Below are 12,395 nucleotides of genomic sequence, written 5' to 3'. Positions count from 1 at the left end.
CTTAATAGGTTAGTTTCCTAAGATAATTCGTCGTTTCTTTAAATAAAGAGGGTGTATAGTTAAAAGAATGGGCTCTGTTTTTTACTGAGAGCCCTTTTCTTTAATTGGAATACGTTAATTGTTAAAACCGTTCTTAAAAATTAAATCCTGTGTCAATAATGATGTTGTCAAGTACAACGTAGCTTTCCAGTGCCTGCACATTTTTTATATTTGCTATGTTTCTCTGTATTCCGGAAAAGGAGGTGTTGTCAGTTGTGATGACCTTAAGTTTGATATTATATTGGCCGGTAATTGTACAACATTCACAAACTTCTTTTATTCTGGAAACCTCATCCTTGAAAGTATTGATAATTTCATCAGAACAATGGCTTAGTTTTAGGTGAATAAAAGCCAGAACTTCCTGTTTTAGCTTTCTGCGGTTTAATACAGCTACTGATGTTACTATATAACCTCCTGTTTTTAATCTCTTGATACGATCACAAATAGTTGTAGGTGATATATTTAAAATTCCAGCTACTTGCTTGTGCGGACGTGAATTATCCTCCTGTAAAAGTTTAAGAATAGAAATGTCTAATCTGTCAAGCTTCTTCTCCATAATTATTTTTTTATAATTTGTGAATATAGAAGTATTTGTGTTTAATTAATTAAATATTTTAATTTATAATAAACTTATTATTGTTCGGTTTGTCGTTTATAAAAACATCAGAACTGAATTATATCCGGATTATGCCGCTTTAATTCGTTAATTTATCGGATAAATATGGTTTACTTTCTTTATTTGAATCTTATGCTCAAATTTGTTTAATAACCTAAACATATGCGAGAATTAAAGATTGATTATGCTATCACTGGCAGAGACATAGAATCTCTTAATATATATCTTCACGAAATAGGTAAAATACCGCTATTAACGATTGAAGAAGAAACTCAGTTAACAATAAAAGTCAGAAATGGAGACCAGCTTGCTCTGGATCGTTTAGTCCGGACAAATCTTAGATTTGTAATTTCTGTCGCTAAAAAATATCAGCATCGTGGTCTGAGCCTGGGAGATCTGATCAATGAAGGTAATCTGGGCCTGATTAAGGCTGCCTCACGCTTCGATGATACAAAGGGTTTTAGGTTTATCTCTTTTGCGGTATGGTGGATCAGACAGGCTATGATGCTTGCAATTTCCCAGCAAACACGTGTTATTCGTTTACCACTCAACCTGATCAACTCTATTTCTAAAATAAACGTAACGATATCTTGTTTGGAACAGCGACTGGAACGACGGCCAACCATGGACGAAATTGCCGGAGAGATGGATATTGAACCTCAAAAAGTCACCAGCTATCTGGATAAGGTGCGCAAGTGCATGTCCCTCGATGAGGTCATTAAACCTGATTTTGGTAATACACTACTGGAGATGACGCCTGGTCATCAGCCTTCAGCTGATCATGTGTTAATTGTGGATTCTGATAGGATAGAGGCTTGTCAGTTATTGAAAATACTTTCTAAGAGAGAGGAAAAGGTGTTGAGTTTATTTTTTGGCCTGAGAGGAATGCAGCCGCTATCACTGGATGATATTGCTTTGGTATTCAAACTAAGCAGGGAGCGAATCAGACAGTTGAAAGATGGTGGAATAAAGAAACTGAGATTAAAATTGCGCAGAGAAAAAAAAGATAAAAATATATAAAAAAGAGACCATATGCCCATATTTATATTTAGCTGAAAGCTATAATGAACTTGATTTACTAACTCAACTAGTCAACAAAATAGAAAATATTGAACGACCATTAAAAGAATTTAACAGTGAAAGTTACCTCAAGACTGAATTGCAGCGGATCAGGATTTCAGCATGCAGGGACATTCTGATTTTTGGTGTCCATGCTGATCAGTATCTGAATTTCCATCTGTGCCTGGTTTATGGTTTACAGATCAGGGTCATAGATATACTGAAATACCTTAGAGATAAGCTATATCTATCAGAAAGAGAAGCCTATATGTATAAACACTGCACAATATTACATGTAGAATTGGGAAATCTGGCTGTATTTTATGAAAAACTTGGTAAAATGAGAGTTGGATTTGAAAACAGGTAAATCAGTTCTTAGCATGATTTACCCGTTTATATTCTGGATAAATTATATCCTTAAGGAATTGCATCATTAGACAAAAGCAGGAACCGGAGAATTCGGGTCATTACCTTGAATCTGATTTCTTCTTACTTCTGACGGGTCAGTTGGTTTCATAGGATAAGTATCTTTAATACTCTTTACAGCATCGTACATTAAGAAGCCTCCTAAAAAGGCTTCTTGTATGCCGATTATTGGATGTTTATAAAAGCATTTAATGCCTCTTTGAAAGATGTAAGCGCCAGCTATAATTGACACCAACCGTTTAGCGGTACTCAGGTTTTCTGCATTATTGGTATTCAAAATCTTCTTAGCGGCTAAAATAGTTAGATTATGAGTGATTTTGTTTAACATGTGTTTCTCTTTATTTCTATGAAATCAACATCTGTGCCACCTTTTTGTTTTATTAATGAAAAGAAATTCCAGGATTATCTTTGTCCAGTTCTACTTTATGTTTAATATTCTTTCTTCCAAAATAAAGAATTGCCAGGGCAAGAATTGAGGTCGATGCCATAATTGAAACCATCGGTACCGAAGAACGTGTGTCAAACATACTAACGCCAACAGACGCGATTGTGCCTAAACCCATTTGAATTGCACCCATTAGCGCAGATGCACTGCCTGCGTTTTTAGTAAATGGTGCTAACGTAAGTGCAGAAGCATTTGGACTGGCAAAACCAAGACAGCTCAGGAAGATAAATAGTAAAAGAATAGTCTCTGTTAAACCAAACCAGCCATTCATACTGCCAATAAGAAATACGACGCCAGTGATCGCCTGACAAATCAAAGCACCAAAGATCAATTGCTCACTGCTGTATTTCTTAAGCATTAGTGTGTTAACCTGGCCAGCGCCAATTAATCCTATTGATAAAAAGGCGAATATCCAGCCATAAGTTTTTTCACTTACAGCAAAAATCTTCATAAATAGCAGGGGAGAGCCCGAAATGTACGCAAAGAGACCACCAAATGCTACTGCCCCGGTAAAAGCATAAGTATAAAATTGTGGCTCACGCATAACTGTTATAAAGCCCATTATGATAGGTTTTGGCTTTAATGAAATCGTAATATCCGGCTTGTATGATCCGGGTAAAGCAAAAATGCCTGCCAGCAGATTTAATAAGCCAAGAAGCATTAATACCAAAAATACTGCGTGCCAGCCATATGTTGAAGTGACATAACCCCCAATGGTTGGTGCAATCATTGGTGAGACACCAACTACCAGCCATAATAAGGCAAATACTTTGGCATTTTCATTAACTGGAAATAAGTCTCTTACCATAGCAATTGAAGCTACAGCAGCTGCACAGCTACCTAAAGCCTGTATACATCTGAGTACAATTAAGGCATCTATACTTTTTGCATAAGCACAGCCTAAAGAGGCAAGAATATAAATAGCCAGTCCAATATATAATGGCTTTTTCCGTCCAAATCGATCTAATAATGGCCCGTAGAGCAATTGCCCAAGAGAAATACCTATAAAAAAACCAGATAATGAAAGTGAAACACTCGCAATTGAAGTATTCAGATCTTTTGCGATTGCAGGAAAACCCGGCAAATACATATCTATAGAAAATGGACCCTAATGCAGTCAATGAACCTAAGAGGAGAATAAGGAAGAAGTGTTTTCTTTTAGTCATCTGTTTGCGCCTAATTAGATGCTGTAATTCTTTCTAAAACAAGTTTAATTGCCTTATCTACAACTGCATTCGGATCGCTGCTGAACTGATAGTTTACTCTGCTTGCTAAAATTGCATTTACAGAAAGTGCTTTGTGTCCCAGAACTTTAGCCAATGCATAGATACCAGCAGTTTCCATCTCAAGATTAGTAATTCTATAGTTCTCATAGCTGAAAGTATTCAGTTTCTGAATGAAATTGGGTACAGCGTTTTTAGCTCTTACCTGACGGCCCTGTGGTGCGTAAAAACCTGGAGCCGTTACAGTAATTCCCTGTTCCATTCCTTTTCCTATAGTGTTTAACAATACCGGATCTGCTGAAGTCAAATAAGGGTTTACAGCATGTAAATCCTTGAAGTGAAATTTAATATGATCAAAAAGACCTTGTTCTTCATCAGGTACTCCATGTACGTAATAATGCATTAAAGCGTCAAGACCAAGTCCGAAAGTGGAAGCCAGGATCGTACCCATTGGTAAGTCAGGCTGTACAGCGCCGGAAGTTCCTACTCTGATGATATCCAACGAGGTCAATTGTTCTTTTACCTCGCGTGTTTTGAAATCTACGTTTACAAGTGCATCCAGCTCATTGAAAACGATATCTATATTGTCAGTACCAATTCCTGTAGAAATTACAGTAATACGTTTGGTACCTATATAACCCGTATGAGTTAAAAATTCTCTTTTTCCTTTTTTAAGCTCAATACGATCAAAGTGTTTTGTTATTTCTGAAATCCTGTCAGGATCGCCAACAGTGATTACTGTGTTTGCGACATCTTCAGGGAGTAAGTTTAAATGGTAGATACTGCCATCCGGATTGATGACTAAGTCTGCTTCTGATAATTTTTGCATGGTAATTGGGTTAATGATATTCTAAATTAAGGTTTTAAACAGTGCCAAGGTATTTTTTATTTCAACTCCTGACTGTTTTTCGACTCTTTGTAAAACTTTATTCAATTGGGATTTTCTAACTTCAAACCTGATTTTACACTCGTTGTCAAACTGCTGATCCAGTACAGTAAGCTGCTCTTCTTTAACCATACGCATCACGTCGTTCATGACCAGGTAATCAAACTTGATTTCATAAATGTCATTAACTGTTTTGTCTACGACGACAACGGTGTTAATTGCTTCAACAGCAGCTGCTTTATAGGCGTTAATTAAACCTGGTACACCTAATAAGGTTCCACCAAAATAGCGGACGACTACAATCAGTATATTAGTCAGTCCGGCTGATAACAAGGCATTTAAAATTGGTCGGCCTGCTGTTCCTGAAGGTTCTCCATCATCATTTACACGATAAACACTTTTATCAGGTGTTAGCCGGTAAGCATAGCAGAAATGATTTGCTTTTGTATGTTCAGCCTTTAGTTTAACCAGATGAGCTTTAACTTCGTGCTCTGAAAGGAGCGGATAGGCAAAAGCGATAAATTTACTCCCTTTATCTTTAAAGGTTCCCTCTGCAGGATGATCTATCGTTTTGTAGGTGTCATCAAACAGCATATTTTTGTGATAATGTAATCAGGAGAATGGCTATTAATGCCATTGCAATACCCATATAATTCAATTTACTTACTTTTTCTTTAAACAGGGTGATACCAATAATGCTTCCTAAAATGATTACCCCCATATTCATTGCCGCAAATACTGTCGAAGGATTCGAAGCCATAGCCCGGTGTGCTTTCATGTAAAAAAGGATATTACCAAAATTGAAGCAACCCAGGACCACACCGCAAAAGAAGTTGATCAATTCAACTTTCTTCTTTTTTATCAGAACGATATATCCCAAAATCATTGCTGCGACTACAAATGAAATACAAAAGATCACCATTAAAGCGCTGGTATAAGGAATGGATTTGTCCAGAGCCAGTTTTTTAAACATAACGTCGATCAGACCAAATCCTATAAATACCAAAATAGGGTATATATAAGAACTTGTACCAGCTTTAACTGTTGATTTACGGGAAAGGGTTAGAATGATAGCGATAAAGCCAACTATTAAGCCGGCAACTTTTAATCCGCCAAAGTTTTCTTCAAAAAGATATAAGGAAGCCAGAATGGGAATAAAAAGAGATAAACGCTGAGCGATATCTGACTTGACTATTCCGATGTTTCTGACAGAAGCTGCCAGGATCAGAAATAACACCGGTAATAATACACCTATAGAAATAGAGAGTGTAGAAGGCACCGCAATAATTTCTTTCAGTTCTGGCCTGAAGAAAATATAGCTCAGTATGATGGCCGTCATATAATTCCACATCACCGCTTGCAGCACATGAATTTGATAACGTTTCGCTAGTTTTAGAAGAACTGCGACCGTTACGCTACAGCTAATGCTGAGTAATATATATATATCATTGGTTATTGTAGTTTTCATATATAGTTAGTTGATCCTTATCTATTTGTGTGTGTGACCGATGTGATCTTTCCGTTGATCTGTGGAGAGTGTATGCCTGTGTCCCAGCTTGCAGCTGAATTGAAGACTCTTGCTTCATCCCATAGTCCTGAGGCAATAAACTGATTCAGGATATTTGCACCACCTTCAATGATAATAGACTGAACATCCATCAAATATAACTGATAAGCGATTTTTTGAGGAAGGTAGTATTGCATGTCCTCCATTTCAATGAAATGGATATTACCTTCTACAGTGGTTTTCTGCTCATTGAATATGATGGTTTTAGCATCCGTATTATACAATTGATGAATAGTTGGAATTTCCAGCTTCCGGTCAATCGCTATTCTGATTGGGTTTTTACCAGGCCACTCTCTTGCACTCAATGCAGGGTTATCAGCTATTGCAGTTTGTTTACCTACCAGGATTGCATCTTCTTCTGTTCTCCATTTGTGTACGAGCTTCTTGGCCAGCGGGCCGCTGATCCATTGTTGTACGGAGTTTTTAGGAGCGAAAAAAAAACATTAGCAGTTCTGGCCCATTTCAATATGATGTACGGACGTTGTTGAGTAATCCTGGTGAAAAACCTTCGGTTTACAAAAGAACATTCTTTTTCTAAAACGCCAGAAACAACTTCTATTCCCGCATTTTTCAACTTTTCAATTCCTTTACCATCCACATCGGCAAAAGGGTCACGGTTACCAACCACGACTTTTTTTAGCTGATGGCGTATGAGTAAGTCAGCACATGGGGGCGTTTTTCCGAAGTGAGCACAAGGTTCAAGACTTACATAAGCAGTGGCATTTTTCAATAATTCTGCAGCTTTTCCTCCATATTTGTCTGTAACAGAACGAATAGCATTAACCTCAGCGTGGGCCTGACCGTATTTTTGATGAAAACCTTCACCAATAATCTTTCCTCCGCTTACGATTACACAGCCTACCAATGGATTTGGGCTTACCTGACCATTCCCCATTTCTGCCAGCTCCAGACAGCGTTTCATGTACAATTCATCGCTCATATGGGCAAAAATAGCTTCAATTTATGAGCTATTGAAATATTTCTACCACAGAGATGTAACATTTATTAATACTTTTGCATTTAATGAATATTAAGCAATTAGAGCAACACTTTATAAAGGAACTATCCGCATTGTACGACGGGGAAGAAGCGAAACAATTGTTTTACCTGGCTGCCGAAGATGTTTCGGGATGGAACCGTGCTCAGTTACTGATACATACAACAGCGTCATTAAACACTGAACAGTCTTTAGCGTACGAATATATATTACTGGAATTGAAAAAGGGAAGACCTATTCAGCATATTATTGCTGAAGCATGGTTTTACGGACTTAAATTTAAAGTCAGTGAAGCTGTTCTAATTCCCAGACCTGAAACTGAAGAGTTGATAGAATGGATTCTGGATACTGTAAAAACCCAGCCGGTTTCCAGTGTACTGGATATTGGTACCGGTAGCGGATGTATTGCTATAACACTAAAAAAGAACCTTGAACAGGTAGATGTAAGTGCACTGGATGTATCTGCTGATGCGTTAAACATTGCAAAAAAAAATGCTGCTATAAATTCTGCTGCTGTAAATTTTATCCATTCTGATATATTAACCTATAGCAGCCCTTTGAAATACGATCTGATCGTAAGTAATCCACCTTATATCACTCAAAATGAAAAAGACGTGATGCATCAGAATGTGTTAGCTTATGAGCCACATCTGGCTTTATTTGTAAGTAATGAAAATCCTTTAGTGTTTTATAAAAGTATCGCAGATTTTGCACTGTTAAATTTAAAGCCGAAGGGTAAGCTGTTCTTTGAAATTAATGAATATCTAGGTAAAGAAACAGTAGATATGTTATTAGCTAAAGGCTTCTTAGGTATAACTTTGAAAGTTGATATGCAAGGGAAAGATAGAATGATTTCCTGCCGCTTGTAATCAAATTATGTGCAAGAATGATTATGTTCTGGGGTGAAACTGAGTGATTACACCTCTTAAATAATCCCTGTCCAGAGATGTGTGTAAACTTCTGTGGTCGTAATGCTCGAGTGTCCTAGCATTTCCTGTACTGCACGCAGATCAGCACCACCTTCAATTAAGTGAGTTGCAAAAGAATGTCTGAACGTATGCGGACTGATACTTTTTTGCAAGCCAATAGCCGTAGCAAGCGCTTTAATCATAGTAAATACCGATATTCTTGATAAACGACTACCTAGTCTATTCAGGAAAATATAATCCTCATTTCCCTTTTTTATGGATAAATGTACCCTGATCTGGCTAAGATAAATATCAATAAATTTTAAAGCAGTTTCTCCAATAGGTACAATTCTTTCCTTATTCCCTTTACCTGTCACCTTAATATACTCTTGTGCAGGATTCAAATCTGAAATACGGAGCGTAATTAATTCTGTTACCCTCAAACCACAGCCATATAATACTTCTAAAATTGCTTTGTTTCTCATGCCTTCCGGCTTAGAGGCATCTATAGCATCAATCAATGCATTAATCTCTATAATATTAAGTACATCAGGTAGTTTTCTGCTTAGTTTAGGGGAGTCAAGCTGCTGAGAAGGGTCTATGCTGATCAGTTCTTCGATCATCAGGTAATTAAAGAAAGACTTTAATCCTGAGATCACTCTTGCCTGTGTATTGGCTAGCATCCCTAATTCACTTAGCCAGGTTATGAAGTTATGTAAATTGCTGTCTGTTATGTTTTTAACAATAAATTCCTCACCAATAACTTCATAATACTGAAACAGTTTACTCACATCATTCAAATAAGCATCAATTGAGTTTCCAGAAAGTCCGCGTTCAAGCTTTAAGTAAGCCTTGAAAGCATTATGATAAGGATAATTTAGCACACGAATTTTTATTTATTAGTTTTTAAGATTAAGTTTGAATGGATGAAGATACAGATTATTAACGGACCGAATTTAAATCTGCTGGGCACACGTGAACCAGGAGTATACGGAAGCAGAAGTTTTGAAGAATATTTTAAAGAATTAAAAGAAAAGTACAAGGACATAGATAGAATAGTATATTTCCAAAGTAACGTAGAGGGAGAGCTGATTAACAAATTACATGAAGCTGGCTTTTCATTTGATGGGATTATTTTGAACGGTGGGGGATATACACATACTTCTGTAGCAATTGCCGATGCAATTTCGGGCATTAATACACCAGTAGTGGAGGTACATGTTTCCAATATCTACGCCAGAGAAGAATTCAGACACGTTTCACTAACCGGAAAAAACTGCAAAGGTGTATTAACAGGTTTTGGATTAGATGGCTACCGTCTCGCTATTGAAAGTCTTTTAGCTGGCTAAAATGTCTGATACCTTTAATAAAGAAACTCCAGACCACACTGGAATGATAAACACCGGTGTGTTTGGAGTAAGTTAATTGCCTTATACCTCTTTTCGAGCCTGTCTTTCTGAGATTGGCTAGAAACTGGTAATGTGCCTTGTTGATTGCGAATGCAAATTTGGTTTCTCCTTTAAACAGGAACTGAAGCCATGCAACGAAGTCAATGCTCATCCTGATAAATATACTGAGTACTGCTTCAGCAGCAGGGAGGTTTTTTTGCATAACCATCAGGTTATTTCTGAAATTCAAAAACACCTTATAAGGATTGCTTGCATCTAAAGTACCACCGCCAACGTGATAAACCTCGGCGTCAGGGCAATAGATGATTTTGTATCCAAGATTCTTTAATCGCCAGCAAAGATCAATTTCTTCCATGTGGGCGAAAAGATCAGGATCTAATCCTCCGGTTTCTTCCCATCGTTTTCTTTTGATAAAGAAAGCAGCCCCACTCGCCCAAAAGATCTCTTTAGCTTCGTTATATTGTCCTGAATCGGCTTCAATCTGGTCAAAAATCCTTCCCCTGCAAAATGGAAAGGCATTAATATCCAGAAAGCCTCCCGCAGCACCGGCATATTCAAACAGGGATTTATCTTTTTGCCATTTTATTTTAGGCTGTGCGGCAGCGATTTGAGCATCGGCTTCCATAGCCCTAAAACAGGTTCAATCCAGTTTTCAGGAACTTCCACATCAGAATTTAACAGGACATAATAATCAGCACTTACCTGATTAAGAATACGGTTATAGCCTTCTGCAAAACCATAGTTATGATCGTTCTCAATTATCTTAACTTCAGGGAAGTTGTTTTTTACGTATTCAACAGATCCATCTGTGGATGCATTATCACCCACAATTAATTGAAGATTGCTGTATTTGGTTTTAATTACACCTGGTAAAAAATCAGTCAATAATTGTTTTCCGTTCCAATTCAGGATCACAACAGCTACACTCGGCTCTGACATTAGCTTAATTTCTCGTTTACGTTCATAAAAAAATGGAGATCAAATAGGAAAAAAGCCTTTTTTATCATTATTTTGCCTGATTGAAAATGCAAACATAAATTAACCAATGCACAATTTAGCTATATTTCCTCTTTTTTATCTTCCTCCTGTAAGTTATTTCTCTGCCTTAAACGCTCATGATTACGAATTTCTACTGGAAAAGGAAGAACATTTTCCAAAGCAGACTTATCGTAACAGAACAAAAATATACTCGCCTAATGGAGCTTTAGACTTGTTTCTGCCTGTAATTAAAGGCTCAAAATACCATACAAAGATCAAAGATGTTAAAATAAGTTATGATTTTAAGTGGCAGCGCTTGCACTGGTTAAGTTTAGAAAGCTGCTATCGTAATTCTGCCTATTTTGAATACTATGAAGATGAGCTGGCAGTTTTTTACAACAAAAAGTTCGAATTCCTTTTTGATTACAACCTGGAGATGCTGCAGTGGATTTTCAAGCAGTTAAAAAAGCCAGCTGAATTTAATTTCACTACAGAATATGTTAAAGAAATAGCGCCCGAAAATGATTACAGAACAAAAAATCATTTCAAAGCGCCTGAATTGATCATTCCGGCAAAATCATATTTTCAAGTATTTGAAGATAGAATGGGATTTATGCCAAACATGAGCATCGTTGATTTGTTGTTCAACCAAGGTCCTCAGACCAAAAACTATCTCTAGTGCATGGATAAGAAAGGTATGGATAAAAAGAACAAAGCCCGTAAGAAAAAAAAACGCTTAAAAATACCTCTGGCTGGTTCCAGTCCGGGTGTTGTATATATAGATGAAAATTCTTTAAAGCCAGTAATTACACTTCATAAGATTAATGAAACGACTTATGAAACAAGAGAACTGCCTGATATTAATCAGATCTCTCAGTTACTGGCGGATAAAAACTTCACATTTTGGATAGAAATAAAAGGGTTTAGTTCTCCGGAGTTGTTTGAGACCCTAAATAGAGAACTTCATGTAAACCGGTTAATCCTGGAAGATATCACCAGGTCATACCAAAGACCAAAACTTGAAGAGTATGATGATTATGTTTTCGCAGTCAGCAGAATGCTTTTACTGGATGATGACAAGAATCTGGAAAACGAACAGCTTTCTTTTATCCTGACAGATAACGGTTTAATCACCTTACAGGAAAACTATTCTGTGTTTCGGTCGGTCCTGTAATTCAGAGGCTGAAAGCTGGAAAAGGAAATATCAGGATTGCCGGCAGCAGTTATATTATGTATGCGCTCATGGATATTATTGTAGATAAGTACTTCGAGATCCTGGGTTTCTGGAGTGAAGAGCTTGATCTGATAGAAGACCGCTTGTTTGATAAGCCAGATAAGAGTTTCATGTTTGACGTACAGTTGATTAAAAGAAATCTGATTAATATCCGCAGGGTCGCATGGCCTGAAAGGGATAAATTAAATGATATGTTACGCAGTGATAGTCATTTGATTACTGATCAGACTAAACTTTATATCCGCGATGCTTATGATCATTGTATACAAATCATTGATATTGTAGAGTCCCTGAAAGAGATCTCGGCAAGTAATATTGATATGTATCTGTCAATAATCAGCAATCGCATGAACGAAATCATGAAGGTTTTAACGATTATATCTTCCATATTTATCCCGCTTACCTTTATTGCAGGAGTCTATATGGGATGAATTTTGCGAAAGAAGACCCGGTGACGCATAAATTTATGCCTTATAACATGCCCGAACTCTATGCTTCGCATGGATATTTGTATACAATGATCATTATGGTTGTTATTGCCATCCTCCAGGTGATCTATTTTTGGCGAAAAGGTTGGTTTAAGTAAGAACCAGAGGGTTTAAAGAGAA

The 12,395-nt window shown here is 37.0% G+C and carries 18 protein-coding genes and 1 pseudogene; 8 read left to right on the top strand and 11 right to left on the bottom strand.

Annotated features, from left to right (window positions below):
* Nucleotides 1-133 precede the first annotated feature (133 nt).
* The gene (locus ACWYN3_RS09365) at nt 134-595 is read right to left on the bottom strand and encodes an Lrp/AsnC family transcriptional regulator (protein ID WP_456220910.1); all 462 of its coding nucleotides are present in this window, start codon (nt 593-595) and stop codon (nt 134-136) included.
* Nucleotides 596-817: 222 nt separating this feature from the next.
* On the opposite strand from ACWYN3_RS09365, the gene ACWYN3_RS09360 reads away from it, so the two are divergent.
* Both ACWYN3_RS09360 and ACWYN3_RS09355 read left to right on the top strand, forming a co-directional pair.
* Nucleotides 818-1,675, top strand: coding sequence for a sigma-70 family RNA polymerase sigma factor (locus ACWYN3_RS09360; RefSeq protein WP_456220909.1), 858 nt, complete (start codon nt 818-820; stop codon nt 1,673-1,675).
* 139 nt (nt 1,676-1,814) lie between these two features.
* The gene (locus tag ACWYN3_RS09355) at nt 1,815-2,081 is read left to right on the top strand and encodes a hypothetical protein (protein WP_456220908.1); all 267 of its coding nucleotides are present in this window, start codon (nt 1,815-1,817) and stop codon (nt 2,079-2,081) included.
* A 66-nt stretch (nt 2,082-2,147) separates the two neighbouring features.
* Here the strand turns inward: ACWYN3_RS09355 and ACWYN3_RS09350 are convergent, their stop codons facing one another.
* From ACWYN3_RS09350 to ribD, 7 genes are all read right to left on the bottom strand, one after another.
* Nucleotides 2,148-2,468 carry a hypothetical protein gene (locus ACWYN3_RS09350; RefSeq protein ID WP_456220907.1) on the bottom strand — a complete coding sequence of 107 codons (321 nt, stop codon included), beginning with the start codon at nt 2,466-2,468 and terminating at the stop codon, nt 2,148-2,150.
* Nucleotides 2,469-2,520: 52 nt separating this feature from the next.
* Nucleotides 2,521-3,675 carry a multidrug effflux MFS transporter gene (locus tag ACWYN3_RS09345; RefSeq protein ID WP_456220906.1) on the bottom strand — a complete coding sequence of 385 codons (1,155 nt, stop codon included), beginning with the start codon at nt 3,673-3,675 and terminating at the stop codon, nt 2,521-2,523.
* Nucleotides 3,676-3,761: 86 nt separating this feature from the next.
* Entirely contained in the window at nt 3,762-4,637 is an 876-nt protein-coding gene (locus ACWYN3_RS09340; RefSeq protein WP_456220905.1) for a nucleoside phosphorylase, read from the bottom strand.
* Between the two features lie 21 nt (nt 4,638-4,658).
* Complete coding sequence (locus ACWYN3_RS09335; protein WP_456220904.1) at nt 4,659-5,288, bottom strand: IMPACT family protein; 630 nt, start codon at nt 5,286-5,288, stop codon at nt 4,659-4,661.
* Nucleotides 5,278-6,162 (bottom strand): EamA/RhaT family transporter, encoded by an 885-nt coding sequence (locus ACWYN3_RS09330; protein WP_456220903.1) that lies wholly within the window; start codon nt 6,160-6,162, stop codon nt 5,278-5,280. The genes ACWYN3_RS09335 and ACWYN3_RS09330 overlap by 11 nt, the downstream gene beginning before the upstream one ends.
* A 17-nt stretch (nt 6,163-6,179) precedes the next feature.
* Complete coding sequence (locus ACWYN3_RS09325) at nt 6,180-6,653, bottom strand: RibD family protein (RefSeq protein WP_456222943.1); 474 nt, start codon at nt 6,651-6,653, stop codon at nt 6,180-6,182.
* Nucleotides 6,599-7,201: a bifunctional diaminohydroxyphosphoribosylaminopyrimidine deaminase/5-amino-6-(5-phosphoribosylamino)uracil reductase RibD gene (ribD, locus tag ACWYN3_RS09320; RefSeq protein ID WP_456220902.1), complete on the bottom strand. Its 603-nt coding sequence runs from the start codon at nt 7,199-7,201 to the stop codon at nt 6,599-6,601. The genes ACWYN3_RS09325 and ribD overlap by 55 nt, the downstream gene beginning before the upstream one ends.
* Nucleotides 7,202-7,284: 83 nt before the next feature.
* On the opposite strand from ribD, the gene prmC reads away from it, so the two are divergent.
* A complete protein-coding gene (gene prmC / locus ACWYN3_RS09315; RefSeq protein ID WP_456220901.1) occupies nt 7,285-8,127 on the top strand; it encodes a peptide chain release factor N(5)-glutamine methyltransferase in 843 nt (280 codons plus the stop codon).
* A gap of 21 nt (nt 8,128-8,148) precedes the next feature.
* Here prmC and xerD read toward each other — a convergent pair.
* Nucleotides 8,149-9,050, bottom strand: a pseudogene (xerD, locus tag ACWYN3_RS09310) (site-specific tyrosine recombinase XerD).
* 42 nt (nt 9,051-9,092) lie between these two features.
* Between xerD and aroQ the strand changes: the two are divergent.
* Nucleotides 9,093-9,515 carry a type II 3-dehydroquinate dehydratase gene (gene aroQ, locus ACWYN3_RS09305; protein WP_456220900.1) on the top strand — a complete coding sequence of 141 codons (423 nt, stop codon included), beginning with the start codon at nt 9,093-9,095 and terminating at the stop codon, nt 9,513-9,515.
* Here the strand turns inward: aroQ and ACWYN3_RS09300 are convergent.
* Both ACWYN3_RS09300 and ACWYN3_RS09295 read right to left on the bottom strand, forming a co-directional pair.
* The gene (locus ACWYN3_RS09300; protein ID WP_456220899.1) at nt 9,490-10,200 is read right to left on the bottom strand and encodes a glycosyltransferase family 2 protein; all 711 of its coding nucleotides are present in this window, start codon (nt 10,198-10,200) and stop codon (nt 9,490-9,492) included. The genes aroQ and ACWYN3_RS09300 overlap by 26 nt on opposite strands.
* Nucleotides 10,158-10,514, bottom strand: coding sequence for a glycosyltransferase family 2 protein (locus ACWYN3_RS09295; protein WP_456220898.1), 357 nt, complete (start codon nt 10,512-10,514; stop codon nt 10,158-10,160). Before ACWYN3_RS09295 ends, ACWYN3_RS09300 begins: the two co-directional genes overlap by 43 nt.
* 106 nt (nt 10,515-10,620) lie before the next feature.
* Between ACWYN3_RS09295 and ACWYN3_RS09290 the strand changes: the two genes are divergently transcribed.
* Genes ACWYN3_RS09290 through ACWYN3_RS09275 form a run of 4 tightly spaced genes read left to right on the top strand, consistent with a single transcriptional unit; the run spans nt 10,621 to nt 12,373 of the window.
* Nucleotides 10,621-11,232 (top strand): WbqC family protein, encoded by a 612-nt coding sequence (locus tag ACWYN3_RS09290; protein WP_456220897.1) that lies wholly within the window; start codon nt 10,621-10,623, stop codon nt 11,230-11,232.
* A 3-nt stretch (nt 11,233-11,235) separates the two neighbouring features.
* Nucleotides 11,236-11,727 carry a CorA family divalent cation transporter gene (locus ACWYN3_RS09285; RefSeq protein ID WP_456220896.1) on the top strand — a complete coding sequence of 164 codons (492 nt, stop codon included), beginning with the start codon at nt 11,236-11,238 and terminating at the stop codon, nt 11,725-11,727.
* Complete coding sequence (locus tag ACWYN3_RS09280; RefSeq protein ID WP_456222942.1) at nt 11,727-12,218, top strand: CorA family divalent cation transporter; 492 nt, start codon at nt 11,727-11,729, stop codon at nt 12,216-12,218. Before ACWYN3_RS09285 ends, ACWYN3_RS09280 begins: the two co-directional genes overlap by 1 nt.
* A complete protein-coding gene (locus tag ACWYN3_RS09275) occupies nt 12,215-12,373 on the top strand; it encodes a hypothetical protein (protein WP_456220895.1) in 159 nt (52 codons plus the stop codon). The genes ACWYN3_RS09280 and ACWYN3_RS09275 overlap by 4 nt, the downstream gene beginning before the upstream one ends.
* Nucleotides 12,374-12,395 lie beyond the last annotated feature (22 nt).

The organism is Pedobacter sp. NJ-S-72 (assembly GCF_053890575.1).
Note: the sequence above shows the minus strand (reverse complement) of the source record. Positions and strands in the feature narration are given on the sequence as shown.